This is a genomic window from Geobacillus sp. PK12 (assembly GCF_004123125.1).
Taxonomy (GTDB): domain Bacteria; phylum Bacillota; class Bacilli; order Bacillales; family Anoxybacillaceae; genus Geobacillus; species Geobacillus zalihae.
This window is the reverse complement of record NZ_SDKL01000016.1, coordinates 1-25450: the sequence shown is the minus strand read 5'-3', so window position 1 is coordinate 25450 and position 25450 is coordinate 1. Positions and strand designations below refer to the sequence as shown.

Annotated in this window: 21 protein-coding genes and 5 pseudogenes; 22 read left to right on the top strand and 4 right to left on the bottom strand. The window is 37.4% G+C overall.

All coding sequences use genetic code 11. From position 1 onward, the window contains the following. Positions 1-74: 74 nt before the first annotated feature. Positions 75-536, bottom strand: coding sequence for a DUF6431 domain-containing protein (locus ETR37_RS19800; RefSeq protein WP_483299677.1), 462 nt, complete (start codon positions 534-536; stop codon positions 75-77). 345 nt (positions 537-881) lie between these two features. Here ETR37_RS19800 and ETR37_RS07825 point away from each other — a divergent pair, with 345 nt between their 5' ends. From ETR37_RS07825 to copZ, 9 genes are all read left to right on the top strand, one after another. After that, complete coding sequence (locus ETR37_RS07825; protein WP_129447130.1) at positions 882-2252, top strand: sensor histidine kinase; 1371 nt, start codon at positions 882-884, stop codon at positions 2250-2252. Positions 2253-2254: 2 nt separating this feature from the next. Then, positions 2255-2926 carry a response regulator transcription factor gene (locus tag ETR37_RS07820; RefSeq protein WP_129447129.1) on the top strand — a complete coding sequence of 224 codons (672 nt, stop codon included), beginning with the start codon at positions 2255-2257 and terminating at the stop codon, positions 2924-2926. Positions 2927-2938: 12 nt separating this feature from the next. Beyond that, positions 2939-3520, top strand: a complete 582-nt coding sequence (locus ETR37_RS07815) for a TVP38/TMEM64 family protein (RefSeq protein WP_129447128.1) — start codon at positions 2939-2941, stop codon at positions 3518-3520. 108 nt (positions 3521-3628) lie between these two features. Beyond that, positions 3629-4606, top strand: a complete 978-nt coding sequence (locus ETR37_RS07810; protein ID WP_129447127.1) for a F510_1955 family glycosylhydrolase — start codon at positions 3629-3631, stop codon at positions 4604-4606. A 116-nt stretch (positions 4607-4722) separates the two neighbouring features. After that, positions 4723-5454 carry an urease accessory protein UreH domain-containing protein gene (locus tag ETR37_RS07805; RefSeq protein WP_129447126.1) on the top strand — a complete coding sequence of 244 codons (732 nt, stop codon included), beginning with the start codon at positions 4723-4725 and terminating at the stop codon, positions 5452-5454. 22 nt (positions 5455-5476) lie between these two features. Continuing rightward, complete coding sequence (locus ETR37_RS07800) at positions 5477-5689, top strand: SHOCT domain-containing protein (protein ID WP_090951637.1); 213 nt, start codon at positions 5477-5479, stop codon at positions 5687-5689. Positions 5690-6024: 335 nt separating this feature from the next. Then, the gene (locus ETR37_RS07795; RefSeq protein WP_043904762.1) at positions 6025-6363 is read left to right on the top strand and encodes a metal-sensing transcriptional repressor; all 339 of its coding nucleotides are present in this window, start codon (positions 6025-6027) and stop codon (positions 6361-6363) included. A gap of 15 nt (positions 6364-6378) precedes the next feature. Then, positions 6379-8775 carry a heavy metal translocating P-type ATPase gene (locus tag ETR37_RS07790; protein WP_129447125.1) on the top strand — a complete coding sequence of 799 codons (2397 nt, stop codon included), beginning with the start codon at positions 6379-6381 and terminating at the stop codon, positions 8773-8775. 20 nt (positions 8776-8795) lie between these two features. Continuing rightward, on the top strand, positions 8796-8999 hold the full coding sequence (gene copZ / locus ETR37_RS07785; protein WP_129447124.1) for a copper chaperone CopZ: 204 nt from the start codon (positions 8796-8798) through the stop codon (positions 8997-8999). 44 nt (positions 9000-9043) lie between these two features. On the opposite strand, the gene ETR37_RS07780 is transcribed toward copZ, so the two are convergent. After that, positions 9044-10627 (bottom strand): multicopper oxidase family protein, encoded by a 1584-nt coding sequence (locus ETR37_RS07780; protein ID WP_043904759.1) that lies wholly within the window; start codon positions 10625-10627, stop codon positions 9044-9046. A gap of 221 nt (positions 10628-10848) precedes the next feature. Between ETR37_RS07780 and ETR37_RS19795 the strand changes: the two are divergent. Further along, positions 10849-11071: pseudogene (locus ETR37_RS19795) on the top strand (DUF6262 family protein); the annotation flags it as partial. A 189-nt stretch (positions 11072-11260) separates the two neighbouring features. Beyond that, entirely contained in the window at positions 11261-11788 is a 528-nt protein-coding gene (locus ETR37_RS07770) for a hypothetical protein (protein ID WP_129447123.1), read from the top strand. A 149-nt stretch (positions 11789-11937) separates the two neighbouring features. Here the strand turns inward: ETR37_RS07770 and ETR37_RS07765 are convergent, their stop codons facing one another. Next, complete coding sequence (locus ETR37_RS07765; RefSeq protein ID WP_129447122.1) at positions 11938-12426, bottom strand: DUF6803 family protein; 489 nt, start codon at positions 12424-12426, stop codon at positions 11938-11940. A gap of 292 nt (positions 12427-12718) precedes the next feature. On the opposite strand from ETR37_RS07765, the gene ETR37_RS07760 reads away from it, so the two are divergent. The 11 genes and pseudogenes from ETR37_RS07760 to ETR37_RS07695 all read left to right on the top strand — a co-directional run bounded on the left by ETR37_RS07760 (position 12719) and on the right by ETR37_RS07695 (position 23846). Further along, on the top strand, positions 12719-13243 hold the full coding sequence (locus ETR37_RS07760) for a sigma-70 family RNA polymerase sigma factor (protein ID WP_240673886.1): 525 nt from the start codon (positions 12719-12721) through the stop codon (positions 13241-13243). Further along, positions 13240-14304, top strand: a complete 1065-nt coding sequence (locus ETR37_RS07755; protein WP_129447121.1) for an anti-sigma factor — start codon at positions 13240-13242, stop codon at positions 14302-14304. Before ETR37_RS07760 ends, ETR37_RS07755 begins: the two co-directional genes overlap by 4 nt. Before the next feature lie 452 nt (positions 14305-14756). Beyond that, positions 14757-15641: pseudogene (locus ETR37_RS20100) on the top strand (transposase). A gap of 186 nt (positions 15642-15827) precedes the next feature. Beyond that, positions 15828-16454, top strand: coding sequence for a hypothetical protein (locus ETR37_RS07740; protein ID WP_003250507.1), 627 nt, complete (start codon positions 15828-15830; stop codon positions 16452-16454). Between the two features lie 123 nt (positions 16455-16577). Beyond that, positions 16578-16835 carry a hypothetical protein gene (locus ETR37_RS07735; protein ID WP_129447119.1) on the top strand — a complete coding sequence of 86 codons (258 nt, stop codon included), beginning with the start codon at positions 16578-16580 and terminating at the stop codon, positions 16833-16835. Positions 16836-17677: 842 nt separating this feature from the next. Further along, positions 17678-17882 (top strand): annotated as a pseudogene (locus tag ETR37_RS19785) (GNAT family N-acetyltransferase); the annotation flags it as partial. Positions 17883-18206: 324 nt separating this feature from the next. Next, a complete protein-coding gene (locus ETR37_RS07715; RefSeq protein ID WP_129447118.1) occupies positions 18207-18800 on the top strand; it encodes a hypothetical protein in 594 nt (197 codons plus the stop codon). A gap of 340 nt (positions 18801-19140) precedes the next feature. Beyond that, a complete protein-coding gene (locus tag ETR37_RS07710) occupies positions 19141-19701 on the top strand; it encodes a hypothetical protein (RefSeq protein ID WP_129447117.1) in 561 nt (186 codons plus the stop codon). Between the two features lie 58 nt (positions 19702-19759). Then, positions 19760-20590, top strand: a complete 831-nt coding sequence (locus ETR37_RS07705) for a hypothetical protein (protein ID WP_129447116.1) — start codon at positions 19760-19762, stop codon at positions 20588-20590. Between the two features lie 455 nt (positions 20591-21045). Continuing rightward, positions 21046-21927: pseudogene (locus ETR37_RS07700) on the top strand (transposase). 116 nt (positions 21928-22043) lie between these two features. Then, on the top strand, positions 22044-23846 hold the full coding sequence (locus ETR37_RS07695; protein ID WP_129447115.1) for a hypothetical protein: 1803 nt from the start codon (positions 22044-22046) through the stop codon (positions 23844-23846). Positions 23847-24265: 419 nt separating this feature from the next. On the opposite strand, the pseudogene ETR37_RS07690 reads toward ETR37_RS07695, so the two are convergent. Further along, positions 24266-25143, bottom strand: a pseudogene (locus ETR37_RS07690) (IS982 family transposase). Positions 25144-25450: the final 307 nt, after the last annotated feature.

The window sequence follows — 25450 nt, the reverse complement described above, 5'->3', positions numbered from 1 at the left end:
ACGGCTCGAGATTCGTCGAGAGGAAGGGTTTGTGGGAACATCAATCATATCCATTTTTGGTGTTAAGTAGAAAATCAGGAAGCAATTTGATCCGCAAACGGATGCCACCTCTCGTTTGTCCACAGGTCTTGGATGATCGAGCCCACCCCCCGTCCCTCCAAGGTCTGCATCCACCAAACCGCCCGTTCTGTTCTTGCGTTCCCCACAGGGCCGATGATCCCCCACCTTCTCACCGCCGCGTGATGCAAGCGGGAGAGATTCCGTAAAAATCGTCGGACATAAAACAAGATGACCTCCTTGGTAGGAAAACCAACCTGTTTGGTCTTCGCTCCTCGCCTTGGCGTTTCGAGCCACGTTTTGACCGCTTGCCAAATAACCGATCGTGTATATTGAACATACGGGAGGAGAAAAGAAGGCAGCACACTCACGGTTTTACGGCATTCTTGACAGCGATATCGTGCGATCCAAAGGCGATACTCCCCCTCTGCCGTCAACGCNNTTTGAATGTCAATGCCAAAGTCGTGAAACTGGATCACACTTCCTTCCCCCTCTCCTTGAAACGAATGGAAATCTTCGTCCGAAACAATTCACAAAAAAATTAGCACATTCCTTCAGAAAAGGGGAGAGGGCTTTCTGAAAGAATGTGCAAAAAAATGGGCGTTTTATGCTGAAATAAAATGATAATTTACACTTTGTTTTGTTCTTTATCAATTATCAATTAGTCACGAAAACATATTTTATGATCGGGACTTGTAGCTACTCCGTGTTCATCATTTTCTATTCGGAAACGACTTTAAGGGATCTCCGTTTTTTCTGCACATTTTCTCTACATTTGTTTGTTATTATATGGAGGGGAGTAAGCTGTTAAGGAAGGGACAAAAATGAGAAAAATTTCGTTTAAATTAGGACTATTATTTTTTGTATTCGTATTAGGAATAGAGACGATTTTATTTGCGTCATTATATGTTACTTTGGTTAATTCTAGAATTAATGAGGAATTTGAGCAACTGTTAGCAAGAGGAAATAATCATCGCGATGTGTTAGAAAAAAGTTATAACCTTTCTACGTTAGAACATGTCACCATGATGGAGTCTGAAGCGGAGACGGACGTCGTTATTACCAATGACAAGGAGAAGATATTGTATTTTTCAGATCATATTTTACCATTTGCTAAAAGAATCATAAAAAAAGCAAATAAAAACATTCCCCATAGTGGAATGATTGTGCAAAAAAATTGGCAGAAAGAGTCGCATATTTCAACAGTAAGCCCGATTCGGATTGACGGCAAGGTAAAAGGGTATGTCTATATGTTTCAAAATACGGATTCCATTCAAAACATGATTTATAAGCTAAAACATCATTTTCTTATGGTTGGAATTCTTTCGGTATTCTTAACGATTATTACGATTGCTTTCTTATCAAGAGTTATTACCATCCCTCTCATTCGTATGAAAGAGGCGACCGAAAAATTGAGTAAAGGTGATTTTTCTGTTCGTCTGCAAATAAAAGGGGAGGACGAATTGGCAGAATTAGGGAAAGTCATTCAAACATTGGCGAGGGATTTAGAATACTTAAAAAAAGAAAGAAACGAATTTCTCGCCAGTATTTCTCATGAACTTCGCACCCCACTCACTTATGTAAAAGGGTATGCGGATATAGCTAGGAGACCAAACATGGAGGAAGAGGAGAGAAATCGATATTTGTCCATTATCTACGAAGAAGCAGAGCATATGCAAAAGTTGGTGAAGGATCTTTTTGAATTAGCGAAGATGGATCAACATTCCTTTCAAATCCATAAGGAACCTACAAACTTATGTTCTTTCTTCAAAAAATTGCATGACAAAATGCATCCTGCGTTTCAGGCTAAAAAAATGTCTTTGGTATACCAATGTGATAAAAACATAACTGTTCATATAGACCAAAAACGTTTTGAGCAAGTGATGATAAATTTGTTAGACAATGCTTTAAAATATTCCGATCAAGGTTCTACCGTGTCTATTGATGCAAGAGCGGAGAAAAACAACATTGTGATTATTGTTTCAGACGAAGGCAGAGGGATCCCTGAAGAGGATTTGCCGCATATTTTTGAACGGTTTTACCGAGTGGATAAATCAAGATCAAGAACCAGCGGTGGAACAGGACTGGGGCTGGCCATCGCCAAGGAAATTGTGGAAGCGCACGGAGGATCGATTTACGCCGCAAGTGAATATGGAAAAGGAACGAACATGATCATGACATTGCCGGAGGAATGAGCATGTACACAATTTTACTGGTTGACGATGAAAAACGAATGTTAGATTTGCTTGATCTTTATCTTTCGCCTAAAGGGTATCATTGTGTAAAGTGTGAGTCCGGTTTAGCAGCGATACAGTACTTAGAGAATAACAAAGTGGATTTAGTTTTGCTGGATATTATGATGCCAGAGATGGATGGTTGGGAAACTTGCAAAGAAATTAGAGAATTTTCCGATGTCCCTATTATCATGGTGACCGCAAGAGATCAAACGTTAGATATCGTCAAAGGACTCAATATTGGGGCGGATGATTACATCACAAAACCGTTTGACGAAGCCGAGCTTCTTGCCCGCATAGAGGCAGTGCTGCGCCGCTCCGTAGGAAAGCGCTCGAAAATAGAATTTCAAGGATTAGTGTGGGATGAAGACCAGCATAAAGTTCAATATAAAAACCACCCTATTTGTCTAACACCTAAAGAGTTTGCCATATTAGGGCTGTTTTTGAAACATCCAAACAGAGTGTTTAGCAGAGAACAAATCATCGTGTCCTTATGGGGCTATAACGCAAATACAGAAGAGCGTACAATAGACTCTCATATCAAAAATGTTAGAGAAAAGCTAAGACAAGCTGGTTTTCCGATCGATCAATTTCTGCAAACCGTTTGGGGCGTAGGATATAAATGGGAGGAATAAGGTAAGAAGAGGATGAAAGAGCAAATCATTACACTACTCAACACATATGAAAATGTTTCTTATCTCATTAGTATCGCTATAAATATTATAATCAGTATTTTAGGAATTGTACCAAGCGTTTTTCTAACGGCTGCCAATTTGGCCGTGTTCGGGTTTTGGAAAGGTACCTTTTTATCTTTTGCAGGGGAAGCAATCGGAGCAATTATCTCCTTTATTTTATATCGTAAAGGATTCAAGAAGTTTTCTGAATCTAAGTTATTTTCCCACCCAAAAGTCAGACGTTTGCTTGAAGCAAAAGGCTTAGAAGCCTTTTTTCTTATTCTATCATTGCGACTTCTTCCTTTTGTTCCTTCAGGAGTAGTGACCTTTGTTGCGGCGATCGGAAGAACGTCCTTACTGATCTTTATGATTGCTAGCTCAATAGGGAAAATACCGGCATTAGTTTTAGAAGCCTATTCGGTTTATCAATTGATGAATTGGACATGGCAAGGGAAAGTAATATTAACATTTTTGTCTGTTTTTTTATTCCTTTTTACTTGGAAGAAAATCAATCGAAAAAAGGCTCAAACGAACAAAATTGAAAGGGATTTATAAAAGAGCAATAAAATATCATATCCAAAGAAACAAACTCCATAAATTCTGCAAATTTTTCTGCTATAAAATATACTATGTTTACTCAATACACAAAAAGGAGTATCAGCAATGAAAAAAATGACGAAAGCTATGATGATTACATCGGCTATTCTTCTTCTAAGCGCTTGTTCATCATCAAATGAAAAAGAGCAGACCTTTATCAATAGCAGAGAACAAGCAAAATCGAACGTATCTGTTACAAATAATCCTTTCTTTAAAGAAAAGAAAGAAGGAAAGTTCGAACATTTACATGGAATCGGTTATGCAGGCAACCAAAATGCGATTTACTTTGCTACACACGAAGGTTTACTTGTTTACCAAAATAATAAGTGGTATGAAACGACTTCCAATAAACATGATTATATGGGCTTTTCTGCCACAGATGATGGATTTTATTCATCGGGGCATCCAGAAGAAGGTTCATCTTTAGGAAATCCTCTTGGTCTTGTAAAAAGTTTTGATAATGGACAAACGTTGATGAATCTAGGATTTTATAAAGAATCTGATTTTCATTATATGACAGTTGGCTATAAAAGCCATACGATTTATGTCGTTAATCAAGAAGAAAACAAAAAGCTAGGACAAGGATTATTTTATAGTAAAGACGACGGCAAAACGTGGTCGCCAAGTCAATTAAACGGTCTACCACAAACTGCTGCAGGAACGATTGCTGCTCACCCAACGGACGAAAATATGGTCGGAATTAGTACGCCTGAAGGAATTTTCGTTTCAAAAGATAATGGAAATACGTTTGAACGGTTTACTCGAAAGATCAATACGACGACTTTTGTGTTCCAAGAAAAATCCATTTTATTTGCGGCTGTAGAGAACAATAAGCCTGTACTTATAAAACAATCATTAGATTCAAAGCAGGAGGAAGTTCTTTCTGTTCCTAAACTCGATGAAAAAGACCATATCATGTATATAGCCTCTAATCCGACAGATGAGAAGGAAATTGTGATCGCCACCATGAACGGGGATATTTTCATCACAAAAAATAACGGTGAAAGCTGGACAAGACTAGCATCGAAAGGGAAAATTTTTTAATAAAAGACATGCGAGGGCATGTCTTTTTGCTTACTTAAAAATATACCACTCCATAATTTCTGCAAAATTTATTGCTACAATATAGACATCAGATAGAGAAGAAGGTGAGAAGAAGGGTGTATTCGTTCTTGAGCCAAATAAGCAACCTTCTAAGCCAACCGTTTCTCAATATTGCAAATAGCACGACAGCTATTCCCATTTTGTCAGCTTTTGTTCTTGGCATTGTAGGAGCGATGGCTCCATGTCAGCTCACTGGCAACTTGGGAGCGATCACATTGTACAGTAATCAGTCCTTGCAAAAAGGGATTGCGTGGAAAGAGTTGCTCCTATTTATTTTGGGTAAAATCATTGCTTTTTCCGGTTTAGGTTTCATCGTTTGGCTGATGGGGAAAGAGATTCAAAGTGCACTAACATTGTATTTTCCGTGGTTAAGAAAGCTGATCGGTCCCATTCTCATTCTTGTAGGTTTATACTTGTTAGGGCTTTTTAAAATGTATTGGAACGTAACCTTGTTCAAAATCTCTGAGAGATTTTTAAAGAAAGGAAAAATAGGCTCCTTTTTAATGGGTTTTGGCTTTTCATTAGCTTTTTGCCCAACCATGTTTGTCCTATTTTTTGTTACTCTAATGCCTCTGGTATACTCAACGTCTTATGGAGTGTTATTACCGAGTGTCTTTGCCGTCGGAACCTCTGTACCTGTTATTTTCTTCATCCTCATCCTTTGGTACTTAGGATTTCACGGCACATTAATGAAAAAAGGAAAACAAGCAGGAAGGTTCGTTCAGAAAGCAGCTGGAATCGTGATGATTTTACTTGGCATATTAGACACTATTACTTATTGGTTTTAAAGTTAGAAAAGGGGAAAGTGAAATGGGAATTTTTCATACGATGTTTGGAGGTTCGGCTATGATGATCGGGATGATGTTATTCTGGATTGTATTAATCGCCATTGGTTTTTATCTCTTACATCGTTTTATCAATGACCGTAAAGAAGAGTTATCTCCGATGGAAATATTAAAAATACGATTAGCCAAAGGAGAGATCACTTTAGATGAATTTGAACAGCTATCCAAAAAGCTATAGTAAAATCTAGCCTCTTTCATTATATCAAGCATCAGAAATGTGATTTACAATTGTCTCCCCCTATTTCAATTTTATATAGATGAAGGAAGTTGTTGATAAGAGTATTGTCAACAGCTTCTTTCGTTTGTAGCTTTTTTGAACATAATAACCTCTTATCCTCATTCAACTTGGTTTCTTATATTTCATGTATTTTTCTTTTCTTTAGTTTAAAATCGTTATTAAAATATGGGAAAAAAGAAGGGTATTTTAACGATATCCTTTAAAGAAATATATTTTTTACCGCCAATCATATCAATTGTATTTTATACCCGTTACCGGTATAATGTATTTAAAAGATGATCATTGAGGTGATACCAGTGAATCAAAATCAATATGAAAACAACGATATAAATGCCAAAATGGTTCCGCGAACCGAAGAAGAGATTGAAAGCATCGTCAAGCGATTGAAGCGTATTGAAGGGCAAGTACGCGGGGTGCAAAAGATGGTCGAGGACAATCGGTACTGTATTGATATTTTAGTGCAAATTTCCGCGATTCAAGCCGCGTTAAACAAAGTTGGGTTGAACTTGCTGGAACGTCATGTCAATCATTGTGTTGCCAAGGCGATCCGAGAAGGAAGCGGAGAAGAATCCATTCGGGAATTGATGGATGTTATTAAGCAATTCTCAAAGTAAGGAAGGGAAAGATGGATGAGTGAACAAAGAACCGTGACACTGAAGGTAACCGGCATGACATGTGCCGCTTGTTCCAATCGTATTGAGAAAGTGTTGAACAAAATGGATGGGGTAGAGGCGAATGTCAATTTGGCGATGGAAAAAGCAACGATTAAATACGATCCATCGAAACAAAGCATAGCCGATATCCAAACGAAAATTGAGAATTTAGGGTATGGCGTTGCAACTGAAAAGGTGACGCTAGATATTGAAGGGATGACATGTGCAGCGTGTGCGGCACGGATTGAAAAAGGGTTAAATCGTATGGAAGGTGTTACAAATGTTGCTGTAAACTTGGCGACAAACAGTGCCGTTGTAGAATACAATGAAGGCATTGTATCTGTAGAAGACATTTTAGAGAAAATCAAAAAGCTTGGGTACAAAGGGCAGATCCGAAACGAAGAACAAGATCATGCAGGCCGGAGAGAAAAGTTGCTTAAACAAAAACAACGGCAACTTGCCATTTCCATCATCTTATCACTGCCTTTGCTTTATACGATGATTGCTCATATGCCATTTGATATAGGCTTACCGATGCCGAACATTTTGATGAATCCGTGGTTCCAGCTTCTTTTGGCTACACCCGTTCAGTTCTACATTGGCGGCCCTTTCTATGTAGGGGCATACCGGGCATTACGAAACAAGAGTGCCAACATGGATGTACTAGTGTCGCTTGGAACATCGGCAGCTTACTTTTACAGCTTGTACGAGGCTTTCAAAACATTAGGAAATCCTGAATATATGCCAAGATTGTATTTTGAAACAAGTGCCGTGCTGATTACGCTTGTCCTTGTCGGAAAATACTTTGAATCGTTGGCGAAAGGGCGAACAACGGAAGCCATCTCTAAACTGTTGAGCCTGCAGGCAAAAGAAGCTACTGTCATCCGTAATGGGGAAGAAATAAGAGTTCCACTTGAAAAAGTGGTGATAGGTGATACCATTCTCGTCAAGCCGGGAGAAAAAATCCCGGTAGACGGTACCGTCATCGCCGGAGTATCTTCCGTAGACGAATCGATGATTACTGGTGAATCCATTCCTGTTGATAAGAAGGAAGGCGACTCTGTCATCGGAGCAACCATTAATAAAAATGGTGTACTAACCATTCGGGCAGAAAAGGTTGGGAAAGATACAGCACTTGCCAATATCATTAAAATCGTAGAAGAGGCGCAAGGCTCGAAAGCGCCTATTCAGCGTATGGCTGATGTTATTTCGGGTATTTTCGTACCAATTGTTGTAGGAATTGCTGTCGTTGCATTCATTATATGGTACTTCTTTGTGGCGCCGGGCGACTTGCCAAAGGCGCTTGAGGTGGCCATCGCGGTTCTTGTTATTGCGTGTCCTTGTGCGCTTGGCCTTGCAACACCGACATCCATTATGGTCGGTACAGGCAAAGGCGCAGAAAAGGGGATCCTCTTTAAAGGAGGTGAGTACCTAGAGGGAACGCATAAAATCAATGCCGTGTTACTGGATAAAACAGGAACAGTTACAAAAGGAAAACCAGAAGTAACAGATGTGCTTAAGTTCCGGGAAGACATGCTCGATTATGCCGTTTCAGCCGAGAACGCTTCGGAACATCCGCTGGCTCATGCGATTGTGGAATATGGGAAGAAACAAGCAATTTTGGTTAAGCCACTGGAGTACTTCTCCGCCATTACTGGTCACGGAATTGAAGCTGTCATTGATGGCAAAAACGTCCTTGTTGGAACGCGAAAACTCATGAAGGAACGCTCTGTAGAGATTGCCATGCATGAAGATAAAATGATAGAACTTGAAAAACAAGGGAAAACTGCCATGCTAGTTGCCATCGATGGTCAGCTTGCCGGCATCATTGCTGTCGCTGATACTGTAAAAGAGAGCTCAAAAGAAGCCATTCAAACATTAAAACAAATGGGTATCGAAGTGTACATGGTAACGGGAGACAACAAACGGACAGCGGAAGCGATCGCAAACCAAGTACACATCGATCATGTTTATGCAGAGGTGCTTCCGGAAGACAAAGCGAAAATCGTCGAGGAGCTGCAAAAACAGGGGAAACAAGTGGCAATGGTCGGTGATGGAATTAATGACGCTCCAGCTCTTGCGAAAGCGGATATTGGTATGGCAATTGGCACAGGAGCGGATGTCGCCATCGAAACGGCCGATGTTACCTTGGTCGGCGGAGATTTAGCCCATATCCCGAAAGCGATTGAGTTAAGCCGCAAAACAATGAAAAACATTCGGCAAAACCTGTTCTGGGCTTTGTTCTATAATACCATTGGCATTCCTGTAGCTGCCGCTGGATTATTGGAGCCTTGGGTTGCCGGAGCGGCAATGGCGTTCAGTTCCGTATCTGTGGTGACAAACGCGCTTCGTTTGAAACGCGTGAAAATATAAAGAATAAGGAGGAATCGATGATGACCATTACATTACGTGTAAAAGGAATGACTTGCGGCCATTGCAAAATGGCAGTGACGAATGCTCTTAAAGAGCTAGACGGAGTACAAAATGTAGAAGTACATCTGCAAGAAGGTACTGTGGATGTAGATTATGATGAAACAAAGGTAAGTTTAGAAAAACTCAAAGAAGCGATTGAAGAGCAAGGTTACGATGTGAAGTAACATAAAATCCCCTCCAAGTTTTACTTGGAGGGGATTTATCATTGTTATTCAGGTTTATTTGTTGTGTCATTCGGGTTGGGTGTATAGTCAGATTTGTAATCTTTATATTTTACTTCTGTAACCATTCCGGCTGAAGCATGGTGCAAGTCATGGCAATGGAACATCCAATTTCCCGGATTGTCAGCTTTAAATGCGACTACATATTCTTCACCCGGTTTTAAATTCAAGGTATCCTTAATCAATGGAGAACCTGTAATTGGTTTGCCATTTTTACTTAATACTTGGAAGAAGTGTCCGTGTAAATGCATAGGATGTAAATCTTTCGGTGAATTGTTTACTAATTTTACTTTTACTAGATCTCCTTTCTTCACATTTACAGGTGCTGTTTCAGGATAAGTTTTCCCATTAATCGTGAAGATCATGCCATCTTTGCCCATCGCTGTTCCTAAATCCATGGTGTACTCTACATCATATTTTTGGTCTAACGTAAATGGACCTAATTCATGTTTTCCGTATTTTGTCATATCAACGATAGGGAGGTCTTTTTTTGCATTTTCTTTATCCGTATTGTTTGTCTGGCTTTCGTATTGAATTTTCACTTTCATGCCATCGGTACCTTCCATATCACCATGACATTCTAATAACCATTCACCCGGGTTATTCGTGATAAATTCAATATCATAACGTTCACCCGGAGCAATATTTAAAAGTTCATCTTTGATTGGTTGCGGATCTTTTAACGGCTGCCCGTCAGTTGCGACAATTTTAAACTCATGACCATGCAGGTGAAGTTTGTGGGACATGTATCCTGCGTTTACAAGGCGAAGTCGCACCTTTTCGCCTTTCTTCACTTTTAAAGGTTTGACAGCGGAACCGCTTTTCCCGTTAATCGTGAAAATATCATACATACTCATATCATGGCCCATGCTGCTCATATCCATATGTTGGTTATTCGAGCTATTTCCGTGTCCCATATTGCTATGATCCATTCCACTCATATGCATATTTCCTTCATCTGGATTGCTCATCCATTCATCTAACACAAGTGTGTAGTCTCGATCTACTTTTTCCTCATTCTTAGGCTCTACGATTAATGTACCGTATAGCCCCTTGTCCACTTGTTTCGCACTTTCTTGATGGGAGTGATACCAATATGTTCCCGGTACGGTTGCAGTAAATTCATACGTAAAGGTTTCACCCGGTTTAATCGCGTTCATCGTGACACCCGGAACTCCATCTTGGCTATTCGGAACAGGGTAGCCGTGCCAATGGATCGTCGTCGGTTCTGGCAAATCATTTTTAAAATGAATTATTACTCGATCGCCTTGTTTCACACGAATTTGCGGCCCGGGCACAGATCCATTGTACGTGTAGACCGGAAGTTTTACTTTATCATTTATTTGTAGTAATGCTTCTTTAGCGGTTAGATAAAACTCTTTACCGGATAAAACTTTTGTCTTCGTTGCTAAAGGCAGTTGCTTACTGGAGTACTTGGTAGTGTTTTCCTTCTCTATATTCATGTTTGACATATCGTGCCCCTGCATGGAACTGTGCGAAGTACTATTTGAGCAGGCTGCACCAATAGCAACAACTCCCGCTAAAATAGTTCCAACCAATAATTTCTTCATGTATTTCCCTCCATAAACAAACATGTGATTGAAATGCTAATATCATCATAGAAAATAAATGTGCAAAATTTATGGAGAAAAGAGTTATTAAGCAAATTTGCACAAAGTATTGTTTGATATTAATGGGAGATACGAAATAAAAAAGACAAGCTATTACCAACCGGTTAATTGCGGATATAGGTAATAGCTTGTTCGCCCATTTTTGTATATAAGCTTTATGTGTAGCGAAAGCAACACTGTATAACCATCCCGAACTGCGTAAGCGTATTGAAACCTTACGTTAAGCCCCTACAGCGAAACAATAAAGGCGTAAAATGAATGAGGACAACAAAGACGCACTTATTGAATCGCAGAAACGAAAAATCAAAAAGTTAGAAGATGAAAATAAGCAATTACGGAGACAGTTGAAAGTAGCTTTACCCAGAGGTTTATAAAAATATATAAACTGTTTGGCAGGGGAACAATGTTCTCTTCATTGTTTAACTAAAGAACAGGAAGGTTGAATAAGCGGTAGAAGCGTTCGAGGAAAGGTGTTTACTATTATTATATAGAAATTAATACCAGATATCCATAAATTTGTTGTACAATGTATAAAGATGATAAAGAGAATTTTGTATTGGGGGCGGGAATATCATGTCCTTTACCTTAATCTTATTTATCGGTATTCTTGGGGTATTAGTTGTTATATTCCTAAAAAAACCAATAACAGGAATGATTGGTGACGATTATAAAGTGGTTCATAAGCTGAAAAGTGCTAAGTGGTTTCAAAATCATTGGTTAGGTGGAATATTCTTGTTTGCAATTAATGCTGTTCTGTTTTTTTCTACCGGTCTTGTACTTTACTTATTGTTATATTTTTCAATTCCGTTCGTTCATTTGATTGTCATGTTTTTGGCTGTAGTCGGAAGCATCTTTTCATGGGTATTAATTAATAATGCATGGCAAGGTACGAAAAGCAATCGTTTAAAGATGGGGTTTTTAGGGAGTAGTTTTTATGTTTTTTTGACTTTTGTGTTAGCTTATCAGTTAGTAACGATGAAATCTTCTTATCCAAGCGAAGATACTTGTATAGGGGGGATTATTGGTTTAGTATTCGGCATAATAGTTACAACAGTTGCGTTTATTACTTGTTTTACAATCACAGGCTTTTCTAAGAAGTAAGAAGCTAATTAAACAAAATGTGAATTTAAATATGCCTTGATTGACGTTTTATTTCTTACACGATCGGGAATCGTTTCTGCAATAAGCTGAATTAGAAATGTGAGGAGGGTGTCCCAAAAGTGATTGCTTTTGGACACCCTCCTTTATTTTCACATATGCATATGATGAGCATGGTCGCCGCCGATCGATGGATCGAGCATTCCAAAAATCATAGCAATATGAGCTACTACTAAAAATATACCAACGAAAGCGGAATGATATTTCAACTTTTGCTCCTCGCTCCATTTCCGACCGATTATGCCTAAATCGATTAGACTTAATCCCAATAACGGAATGACCCCCACTAAATAAAATCCCACTGCAATGATATCAATCCATCCGCGCCATTCCCCATTCAATGTAAATGGAATGACGGCATTGACAAATAAGTAAATAAAAATTCCTAAAAAGTAGACACCAACAATGATGCTGCATATTTTGTTGACTTTACGGATCATTCCATCGAAACGACGAGTAAAAAGAATTGCCAGCTCCGTTATTGCAATGGTCTCCGCAAGAGCAACGGGAATAGCCATAAATAAAATCAAATTCCAAGGTTGATTCACCGCTAACAGTTCCATGTAATGCGTCATGTTCATCCAATCACCCCTGCATTTTGTTTATACATCCACGTCTATTAACATTAATCACAATTTGTGCATTTTCTTTGGAAAATTTAAGAATAATTTGTGACAAGATTCACCTAATCCTTTACATATATGGATAGCAAAGATATGATCACCGCTTTATATAGAAGTAATTAAAGTATGTATGGATGCTGTTTCAAAATGATGTTCGATGATCTTTCTAATTAATGCATATGTTTCATAAAAAAATTTGGAAAAACAGAAACATTTTTGTTTTTTATGCGTCTTTTATAGCGGAAGGAGGGTGGAAACCATTGCCAATAAATTTGAATTGGATATACTTATGCGCTTGTATTCCAAATCCCTTTTTCGCTATCTGTACAGATTAACCAATGATTATCATTTGGCAGAGGATCTCCTGCAGGAAACATTTTATAAGGTTTATTTACATGTAAGCGGCATAAGCAACATAGTACAAATAAAGTCATGGCTTTACCGGATCGCTTATAATACCTTCATCGACCACTGCAGAAAAGCAAAAAAGATGCAGCTTGTACAAGTGGATGATTTCTTTGCGTCGTTAAAGCTAGATCCATTATTAGAAACGGAAAACGCGTTTTTGCAAAAATATGAGCTGGAGTTGATTTATAAACATTTGTCCAACATGAAAGAACTGCAACAAAAAGCCATTATGCTCGTTGATTTAAAAGGATTCAGCTACAAAGAAGCGGCGGAGCTGTTAAACGTAAAACTCCCTTATTTAAAAAGCCTTGTGTTTCGGGGCAGGCGGGAATTAGAAAAACGATTACGCAATGAGGTGAAGGGATGAGAAAAGACGAGTTAAAACCATTATTGCAGAAATATCAAAACGGCACACTAAGCAAAGAGGAAGAACAGAAAATAGAGGAACTTCTAGAAAGTTTTGACGTATACAATGAATTTCTCCATGAAACCCTTCATGATGAAGGGATGAAGGAAGCCGATCTCGCAAAAATGATGAAAAAGGCTCAACAAAAATTCTTTTTTCGAAATACGCTGCTTGTTGTATCGTTTATACTCACGATTGTTCCCTTATTGACTATGTTTACTTTTGTTTATTACGGCTGGGGGCGAGATCATAACAGAGGGAACGAATTTATTGAAACCATTCGAACGGTGAGTGAAATGACAGCGCCAAATGTGTATGTAGATTACGATACGGTGGATGTTGAGATCAAGCCCTTTACCATGACTGTCACGACCGACAAATATAAATTGATGGGTGATAAAAAAAGTTATATAGGCAAGGACACTTACAAACTATTTTTCAATGATGTGTTTGCTAAAGAATCGAATTATCGAGCGATTGGGTATTCGATTCATCACATTGGAATCAACTTTATTCATCCGAAAGACAAATACTTTTTACCTGACGAACGAACAAAAATTAAATCTCTCCCGAGCGATTGGCCGGTTGAAATCTATATTTCCTTGGATCGGTCCTATTCCTTAAAAGAAATAAATGAAAAATTCAAAGGATATAATATGACATGGCTTGCGTTGGACACAGGTGTAGAGGAACAGATGAGGAATGATTTAGATTTCATCCAAACACCGGCAATTGGCTTTCCATACAAAAAAGTGCATGTAGATTCTGTATTCAATCGCTCGTTTACTGATTACAAAGAAGTAGTCAAAGGGCTCGAGCTATTGAGCAAAAACGAAAAATGGGCAACACAACTAACAGAATACAAAGACTTAAAGATGGCCGAGCGACTAAAATGGGTGAAAAAGCATAAAGAATTGAAGATTTATGGAATCGCTATGACGGGAACCGCCAAAGATGTTTTGTCTCTAGAAAAGATGAAGGAAGTCAACGTGATTCGATTAGGTCAGATCCATTTGCCGTAGCAAAGGGGGGAATAGTCGAAAATGAGAATGGTAAGAATCAATATGCTAAATACATTGGTGGCTATATTTTTGCTTATTTTGTTAAATGTACAAATGATAGCGGAGATCCCTGTTTTTGATATCAGTTACATTTGGATTTCATTGTTCGGATTGCTCATATGCTTGCTTGGCCTCTTAAAAGAAGATCGATTCTACTCCTATTTAGGCGGCATCCTTCACTTCATCCTAATCGTTTCTTGTATGGGAATGATTTGGTTTGGCATAGGTATTAACTACAAGCCGTGACTTTACTGCGGCAAAAGCGAAAAGGACAGTCCAAATAAGGCTGTCCTTTTTCAATATAGGAACGTGTTGCAAAAGACATAATGGATGCATAGATGCACATAAAAAATCCACCACCTTGGAAATCATATACAGTGACCAAAACCAACTACCAAGGGGTGGACACTATCATGATTTCCAATTTAAACAATGAACATACATGGTCTTATGAAATTGATCCACTTTTAGTATCGTTATTTCGATATATTGACTCTCTATCGTTGCCAGAAACACCGTATGTGACAGGAAGGCTGCCAGTGTCGAAAAAATCATTGTTAAAATGTTTCTTTTTGAAAACCTATTTTGCTATTGATTCCTTGTGAAAATTAGTGCACATCGTGCAGTGTTTTCGCTGTTTTCAGCGGGCTTGTGGGCTTAGTGAAGTTCCTCATCTTTCTACGTTCTCCCGCACGGCAAAGTGGTTCTGGGAACAAGGATTTCCCGTCTTTCATGCACAGCTGCTCAAAAATTTAGAAATACGGTATTCCAATTTGTGCTGATCGACAGTACGGCCCTTCGAAGCAGTCTTTACGATTCACAGGCAAAGTGGAGGGTGTTCACCCGATATCACTGGTTTAAAGGATATAAATTTCATCTCTGCACCGCTGCCGAGGGAATCGCTTTATCTCATGTGTGGACCACAGCGAATCGGAATGATGCGGCAGTGGCACCAGAATTGCTTGTTTCTTTACAACAGTGGGATATCGAATTGGTATTGGGCGATGCCGCTTATGACAGCGAAAAGGTTCAGCAAACAGTCGAACGAGCAGGAATCCTATTGATTTCCCCCATCAACTGCCGCAATAGCGAGGAACGAAAAGATGCCTATGGACGTGTTCTCCCTGTCTTTCTGAAAACGAGGTTTGGCAATGGCTGTTTGGGCTTCGCTGCGGGATGAACGGGTATTTAATGAGTGAAAAAGTGACGGGGAACAACCGCGATGGTATGGATTTCATCGTTATTTACTGCATGTGTTATGCTGCATCCTTATGCATAACTTCGAGTTTTTACTCTAGTTTTGCAACACCATCAGTTAGAAGTGTAAAAGCGATCATACAAAATTAAGCAACTCCTCATACTAGTATATGATTAAATTACTTACTTTCATTTAAACCACTCTAAAGAAGAAAAACTTATATTTGAGGGTGGCTATTTTACCAAGTAAAATAAAGGTAAAAGAAGCTAAACAAATTTAAGAGGGGGTGGAGAAAATATCAACTTTAAAAGACAAGATTATTGAGCTATTAAAAATTGAGAATGGTTTAACCGACAGGGAAATCACTGACAAGATAAAGGGGAAAGGAGAACCACAGCAAAGTGTTAATGTAACGTGCAGGAATATGGAATCAAAAGGAATGATTAAACGTATCAAAGGACAAGATGGGCTAATTAGGAACTACTTAGATGATTTTACATTTGAACCTAAGCAAAAAGAATATAAATCCTCTAAATCTAAAAATGACGGATTGTCTGAAGATGAAATTAAAGAAATATTAAATAATTACCTTATTTCTAATGGTTGGAATACACAGGTTGCATGGGGAAAGAGTCAAGGTATTGATATTGATGCATTTAAAGGTAAAGAAAGATGGATAATTGAAGTTAAGGGTTGTGGCACACGGAGTGCTATGAGAGTAAACTACTTTTTAGCTATTTTAGGGGAGACGCTTCAAAGGATGAGTGATCCGAATGCAAAATATAGCATAGCTCTACCTGATATGCAACAATATCGTAATCTATGGGAACGTTTACCCCGTCTTGCAAAAGAAAGAACTGGGATATCTGTTATATTTGTAAATGAAGATAAAGGGATTGAAGAAGTAAAATAATCCGCCTGAACTAAACGACAACTAAATTTTGAATAAAATTCTGAAAAGAGGTGAAATTGAAATATATAGTAAAGGGAAGAAATGGTTAATAATATTTAAACCAAATTCTAGGGGGATTTTTAATTGAGAAAACATTTAGGGAAAGTATCTTTTGCTTTACTAATCTTGACTTTTACTGTATTAGCCTTCGGATATGGTAAGATTAGAGGAGATATTGGTACTGGCATTTTAATAATCGGTGTAGGACTTTCGCTAATAACAGCCTTAATAAGTGAAAAAGGACGATGGAAGACAATTACAATAAGTATTGTAAGTATAGTAATAGGGGTATATGCATTTCTGATTATTGCTTTTTTCTTCGGTTTGTGGGAAGGGTTTTAGTAGTAAATGAGGTCATTTGTAGTACAAACTATGAGATAATATAATAAGAGAAAACTTTATGTTGGATAAATTTCCGTACGTTCCAGAAGTGTATTTATTATAAGAGGCCTTTTGACGGTGATAGAAATATTTATTCTCGTGGCTATTTAGTCAGTTTTGTTGGCGGCTCTTTCGATTTCATGACGGTATTAGAACATTATTTAAAAGCGCGAGGATTTGACGTGTACTTAACCAAAAACGAAAAACATATTCGTCCTATTATATGAGCGGCGGAAAAACGATTGATAAAGGATTATATTTAAAACGCAAATTTGAAGCGTTTCCAGATAAAAATACGGATGCAGAAAATTGCAAAATGCGAAATTTAAAAAGACAAAATAAGCCGTTGCAGCAAGAAAAAAAGCTTTTATCGATGAATATCGAAAAACTTATTGCGTTCATCAATCATGTGAAACAGTTGGAATTACATTAGGAACTTATTATAGATGGTTGAAACATGACAAACAATTTAGCGAAGAATTTTATCAGATAAAGAAAGAGTAGTGGTAATCAAAAGCTGCTTATTTATTTTTTAAAATTTTAGTTGACATAATATAAAGTGAAGGATAAAAAAATGATAAGTCGGTATGTTGACTTAATAATCGCGTATAAACTTTGATAATTCGTATAAAAGAATGATAATTGTAGCCAAAAAATAAAATTGGATAAGATTACTAAAATAATAGCACATGCATTCTCATCTGTCCAGTTGAAAGATAACAAAACATGCCATAGGGGATTCTAAGAATGTAGTCAAACACTTAATCTAATCGGTGCATAAAAGGCGATTAAAATCCTGTTTTTGCAAGGAATATGTGTTTGATAAATTGGGGTTAAATAAGCTGATAAGTATTATTGATCCAAAAAAATGTTCCATTCATTCGTGTGGCAGAGAAGATTGGTTTTACTAAGGAAAAAGAAGTATTTATTTTTGGTAAGAACCATTATATATACTCGGGGGTTAAAGAAAGTAACGAAGGGTTATTGAACGAATGGTGCGATAGTTAAATGAGATATGTACAAAAAAGCTACCTTATCATCATAAGGTGGCTTTTTCATTTGATCGAAAATCAACCATTAACATAATATAAAGCCTTTTAGAAAAGGGATAATAGCATGGATTGTTGAATTCTGTAAGATAGAGGGTGGATATATGTTACAAAAGTTGTTGCTGATAGGAAAAAGAATATCTCTGCGGACACCAACGCAGGATGATTTGCCAATTCTATATAACCTGATAGATGGTGTGCAGAATCAATAATGATTTTTACAAAAAATCATTATTGATTTTTACAAATACTAATGTTAGATTTTGGTTATGGAGGTTAAAATATGCATAGTGAGTTTGAGTTAAAAGTTTTATCCTTGATAGGCGCATTACAAAACGAAATCAAAACACTCAAACAAGAGGTGGCTAGCATAAAAAAACAGGTTCAAAACAAACATTTTGAAAATAGTCAAGAGAATGAGAAAGTTACGATTAATGAAGTACGTGAACACATTAAAAAACAATTGCTTTTGTGTAATCCAAACCTACGATTTACAAATGGAAGCCGTAAAACAGGTAGACTTACTATCTCTGATGGAAATAATACTATTGATAGAATTCTTATTCGCACTAGCAAATCTTTTCGGGAGAAGGAGGGCTATCCTTCGGGCTGGATTACTATTCATGAAGACCTATTGAATAAATACGCACTATATTTTTTTGTAGTAAAAGACTTCGATTCGAAATTACATGTTCTTGTAATGAATCAGAACAACATTAAAGAATGGATCCAGCACAAAACTAAAGACTCTAATGGAAACTATCACTTTTACATCAACTTAATTCATGGTCGTTGGATTGATGATCGTGAGGATCATTATGACTGTAGTCGATTTTATGATAATTGGGATGAGGTAACTAAATTACTCTCTTCTTAAAAAGTTCATGGTATTAATTCCTCTTAGGGAGCTAAAGAATAGCGTTCTAGAATTATTGAGAAGAATCGAGGAAATTATTTGTGGAAGGATCTTATTGAATTTGTAGAGCTAAATGACGTTTTTAGACCTAAAGAAGTTTTATTTCGAATACTTCATATTATCATGTTCTCAAAAATAGACAATAAAATAACTTAGCTACTGTATTTAGTTAAAAGTCAAAGGAGTTCCTTTTTCGGAGCGTTTTTGATTTTTAGGCTTTTATTATAGATAGGGATTTCCTATATAAAATTATGTCAAAATAAATCAGTGACAAATTGTGTATTTAGGGAGGATTCGATAAATGAAATTCGGGGATTTAATTATAAATTTTGGTCTATCCTTTGTGTTTGTATATTTCGGTTTGATGATAATTATTCCTTCTATTATTTACATATTCAAGAGATTCCATTGGGTTAGAAAAGTCTATAAAAAAATAAAGGAAAGTTCTTTTCTTCATACATTAATTCTATCTAATCACTATGCTCTTTTTTTAACTGGAATTCTAATGGCAATTTTCACTTTTCATACTTTTCCTCAATCTAAAGATCAAACATTATTCCTATCTATTTATACTGTTATATCTGGATTTTTAATTTCAACAGGTCTAACTATGATTGTTTATTCAGAACAAATAATAGATAATTCAAAGAGTCAAAGAAAAATGTTGAAAGAAATAAATGCTTTTATTAGAGGAAAAAAAATAAGAAGCTCTGACTTAATCCCGTTAAGAAACATACTAAATCAAATGACTACTGTAGAAGAAAAATTAAACAAAAATAAAATAACTGAAACTGAAGCTATCAAAATTTACAAGCAACAGACCACAGCACTTAAAAATATTTTAGAAGAATATACAGAATAAGAATTTCTGATTACTATAACGGGATCATGGATATGAATATGTAGGAGGAAAGATGTACATGCAATTTAATCAACTTCATCCAGACTACCAAAATTATGAAAGTAAAAAGTATTTCATGAGTGAAATACCACGGGAATTCTTAGATGCTTTTCAAGGGCTTATTGTAGCTACTGTACATAATCGGGACAATGCGGTTCAACTTCTCAAATTGGCTTGCAATATTGTCGCTAAATATATCCCAACAAAGCCCACTCAAAACTGGGGATGGGATTATTTGTTGAGGGATTTAGAAGATTATTTATATGAGTTACATAGCAAAAATAAATTTCACAAATTTATGGACTGTATAGCTGAAATTGCAAACTCTATTGATATAGATTTGAAAGAACTTAATGAATTACTCTTAGATCATGATATTGGTTATGAGCTTGATTTTAAACTATATGACGGTGCTTGGTGGTCAGTAGTTGATGAAAATATGCAAAATCGTTCGGAATCAATAGAGGAAGCCTTAGAATGTGTTAATGAGGACTATATCAATGTGATCGAGCATCTTAACCAAGCTAAGGAACAATTATCAAAAACAGAAAACTCTAGAGCACGAAAAGATGCTCTAAGGGATTGTGCATCAGCAATGGAATCGTATTTAGAATACCTTTCCGGTGAAAATGATATCAAGGAAGCGGTTAAGAAATTAAGAGACGAGTATGATTTACCAAGAAAAATTATTTCTGATGCTACCAGTATTTGGGATCGCATACACCAACAACACCCTGATGTACGACATGGTTCTGCTATCAATACGGATTTATCTGAAGCTGAGGCATTATACTGGATTGATCGAATCATGGCCTTGATTAAATACTTGTCTCGCACAATTGAAAAATAAATTACGGCGTAGAATTTACTTCTATGTCGTTCTCCCTAAATTAAACGTTTTCGATAACTATAATAAAATTATGTTAACTCTTCGTTAAAATTGTCTATAAAGCGAACCCCAACAAAAGTAGACAAAGGACGGTGCCTTCTATTGGCAACGACTCACGAGAGCGTCGAAAACACGAACAGCGACTAGATCCATAAGTTTGCTCTTCCTTTCAGTTTTGATAAATAAAAGGCATACTCTCCAAACTAGGGGAAGTGCGCCTTTAGGGTCATCTTTTTTTATTCAATAAGCAGCGTTATTACTAGAAATATTGATGAATCGATGGCTGCTTGCTACCTTATTCATTAATAGAACGTGTTGCAAAACGCATAACGAATGCATAAATGCACATAAAAAATCCACCACCTTGGAAATCATATACAGTGACCAAAACCAACTACCAAGGGGTGGACACTATCATGATTTCCAATTTGAACAGTGAACATGCATGGTCTTATGAAATCGATCCAATTTTAGAAGCATTATTTCGATATATCGACTCGCTGTCGTTGCCGGAAACACCGTATGTGACAGGAAGGCCGCCAGTGTCGAAAAAATCATTGTTGAAATGTTTCTTTTTGAAAACTTATTTTGCTATTGATTCCTTGCGAAAGTTAGTACGTATACTGCAGCGTTTTCGCTGTTTCCAACGGGCTTGCGGGCTTAGTGAAGTTCCTCATCTGTCTACATTTTCCCGCGCGGCGAAGTGGTTTAGGGAACAGGGATTTCCCGTCTTCCATGCACAGCTGCTCAAAGATCTAGAAGTACGGTATCCCAAAATCGTGCTGATCGACAGCACGGCCCTTCGAAGCAGTCTTTACGATTCACAGGCAAAGTGGGGAGTGTCCACCCGATACCACTGGTTTAAAGGATATAAACTCCATCTCTGCACCACTGCCGAGGGAATCATTTTATCTCATGTGTTGACTACAGCGAATCGCAATGATGCGGCAGTGGCACCAGCATTGCTCGCTTCTTTAGGGCAATGGGAGATTGAGTTTGTGTTAGGGGATGCCGCGTATGACAGCGAAAAGGTTCGACAAACAGCCAAACAAGCAGGAATCTTATTCATCTCCCCCATCAACCGCTGCATAGCGGGAAACGAAAAGAGGCCTATGGCCGGGTTCTTCCTGTCTTTTTGAAAAATGAGATTTGGCCTATGGCTGTTTGGGCTTCGCTGTGATCTGGAACAGATATTTAATGAGTAAAAGAGTGACGGGATGGTATGGTATAGGGTTCATCGATATTTACTGCATGTGTTATGCTGTATCCTTGTGCATAAATTCGAGTTTTTACTCTAGTTTTACAATGCTATCAAGATATGAAGGTACATTAAACATTGATATTTTAACAATCTATCATCTAGAATATGCTCAATTATGAGATTGATAAAATTAATATAGAATGGAGGATTTAAATGGACGTCTACAAAAGATTAGAGGAAAAAATTAATGAATTAATAGAAAGAGTAAAACAACTTGATACTGAAGACGTATTAGGATATATAGGAGCAATGCTGTTTGCTGGAAAAACAGGTAATTTATTTGAGCTAACTGGATTAAGTTCCCCAATAAAGCAATTACTTTACTTAGGTGGATTATTATTATCGACACCTGAACCTCAAACTAAAATCGAATTTAACGAAAAACGCTATAACGAATTAACAACTTTATTAGAGGAGATAGCAAACACTTATTCACTTCTATTTTTTCCAGATGAAGAAGAAATGAAACAGGGGCTAAGTGAACAGTGGAAGAAAAGCAGGGAAGTAACTATGCCTGTTTTTCTTCATTACTTTAATACAGTTTCACTATCGTATGAAGAGCAACAATTGCTAAGAATAGAAAAGTGGTTTTTGCCTTTTAACGAACAAGTAGAACAAGAAGTGGGAGTTTCTGTACAAGATATTCTGGAATGGTATTCTTTTGTGAAGGAATCCTTTAAAAAGCCATTTGAGAATACTAAAGTACTCAACGATCAATATCAAAAAGAAATAATAAATTTTTTTGAAACTGCATCAAAAGAAGGGCTAGGATTTGAAGAAACAATGCAAAAAATTAAAAAAACAAAGGCAACTAATCTAGCCCTACAACTCGTAGAGAATGTCTCGTTGTTATTTCACATCTCTATAGATGATATGAAACAGAGATTTGGAGAAGAAAAATCCAATAGACTTATTGAGATCTTTTCAATAAAGAGGGAACAAAGAGATTTTCGATACTATACAGAAAAAAATCCTTTTGAGATTGCGCCGTTATGGAGGAAATCACCAAATTATCTAATGTGTTTGGAACCAAAATTATTACTCAACGCGATTTATGATTTTCTTTATAGCGTGATGGAATCGAGTCAATATAAAAATAGCTGGTATAAGAGAAGAGATATTGAGACTGAGAATCAAACAGTTGAAATAATTAGAGGGCTTTTTGGGAATCAGGCAGAGTATTTTACTTCGGTCTTTGAGAATGATAAATCGCAAAACGAACATGATGTTTTAGTTATATATAAAGATACTATTTTAATAGTTGAAGTCAAAGCATCAAAATTCAAGGAGCCTTTTAGGGATCCTGATAAAGCATACGTTAGAATAAAAAGAGATTTTAGAAGTGATGGGGGAATACAGAAGGCTTTTGAACAAGGGTTAAACTTAAAAAAACTACTGTTATCAAATGACTCAACAAATTTGTATAATCAAAAGGGGGAAGTAATAAAAACCATTTATAAAGAAGATATAAAAAACGTTTTTATTATTTGTCTCACAGCTGAAGATACAGGGATAGTTGGTACTAATTTGTCATTATTGTTAGAAAAGCCAGAGGATGAACCCTTTCCTTGGGCTTGTAACCTCTATGATTTCTCTACTCTAATAGACGCATTTATATACAAAAAATTATCTCCAGAAAAGTTTATTGAATATTTAAGTTCAAGACAACGTCTACATGAACGATTTTTGAGTACAGATGAGCTTGAAATAGCTGGATTCTATCTTAGATATGGGAGCTTTCAACAGTTAGAAAAAAGTTCAGCAACTCATTATTTTTTGACTCCAGACATGTCGGATATATTTGATGAGATTTACTTTGAAAAGAATGGAGTAGAGTTCGAAACAGACGCGTACTGCCAACATGATGAATTTTTGGATAAGTTTATTGATTTTCTAGAAGCTAATGGATGGCATTTTGGAGGAGGTACAAAAGCAGATAGATACAGAGGGGAGTGATGTATAGAGGAGCTGATTAAAAAGCTCCTTCTTTTTTATCAGCATTTCCTGTCTATTCTCGTCCCGTAATAGCTCCTGTCACAATTACCACAATACATGAAAATGACAAGAGAACGAGCAAAAATCGTGCCAACCCCCACAACACAAACATCATCGAAAAAGGATTGTAAGGGAATATTCAAATGGTGAAATCGTGATAGAAAATGTCAATAATACAAATAGCACTTAAATATACATTTCGTTCATCATACTTAAACGTATCCAAATGTTGAATTTCAAATCGGGGGAGAGACACAGGAAACAGCCAAGCTAATTTTGATGAAAAGTTGAAATTGTAAAAAAATAGAACTATGTGCTAAATAATCAACAAAACCAAATCAAAAAAAATATCTAAACAAACCCGTGGTGCTAGTTGAGTTTTAACACTCAACTAGCACAAGAACAACAAGGGAGTAAGCCAGTAAAATACCATCCAGTGCCGTTTCAAATCCAGAAACCGAGTTCGCTCGAATCTCGGTGATCCGATACGAATCGACTAAAATCGAAAACACGGTTTCAATCACTTTGCGTTTTCGTTTCATCCACTGTTTCCATGCGTCGGATTGGAGAATTCGCTGATTTTTTCGAACGGGCGTCCAAAAAGCGACTCGATGCTCTTCGTACAGCTTCTTTTGCAGTTTTTGGATGATGTACCCTTTGTCACCTAGGTTATATGGATGTGGAATTTGCGTCATGACGGTTTCAGCGGCCACCCGATCGTGACAAGACGCTTCAGTGACGACATATCCCATCGGAAGCCCTTGGTCGGTACCTGCAGATGAAGTTTCAACCCATAGAAAGCGATCTTTTTCGAAGCACAATAGCCAATATCCGCAATTCCACGAAACCGTTTGGCGCGATACATTCGGGATGAATGACACAGCTCGATCGGCAAACTGTCCACGACCGCATACGCATGGTGTTGTCCACGCTTGGCCAGCTGGTGCCGCATCCACTTGATCGCAAAGCCAAGCACTCGGCAGCGACGGTTATATCGAGAACGTTCAGGGAACAAGTCCTTGGAAAACAAATTCCCGATCACAAACCGGTGCCAAGCCCGTTCGGAAGTGAAGCCTAACAACTTTCCAAGGACATGGACGGCGATGATGACCTCGTCCTTCTGTTTCAACAAATGAAGATTTCGACGTTGAAGATGAATCTGGATACTCGATAGTTGAGCTGATACAAAACACAAAATCGATGCATATTGTTTTTGAAGTTTGGTTCGATCTGTTGTAAAATGAAAGTGCTCTTGCATGTGAATTCTCCTTTTAAATGTTTGGTCGCACTTTCATTTTAAGGAGATCCTCATGCAAGGGCTATTTTTATGCTTGTCTGATTTTATCTAGCACCACGGGTTATTAAATACTTTCTGTAATAGTTCAACTTGATACGGAACGAATGGGTAAAGCGCTACGAACTCTTCTGCTGAACGATAGCCAGAACGTAATTGAGTTGAATTTGGATCAAAAGCTAAGCGGCCACGAATTAATTGTTCAATCGGTTCATAAATTGCTTTTAAACCCGTGGTGCTAGTTGAGCGTCAGCGCTCAACCAGCCCTAGT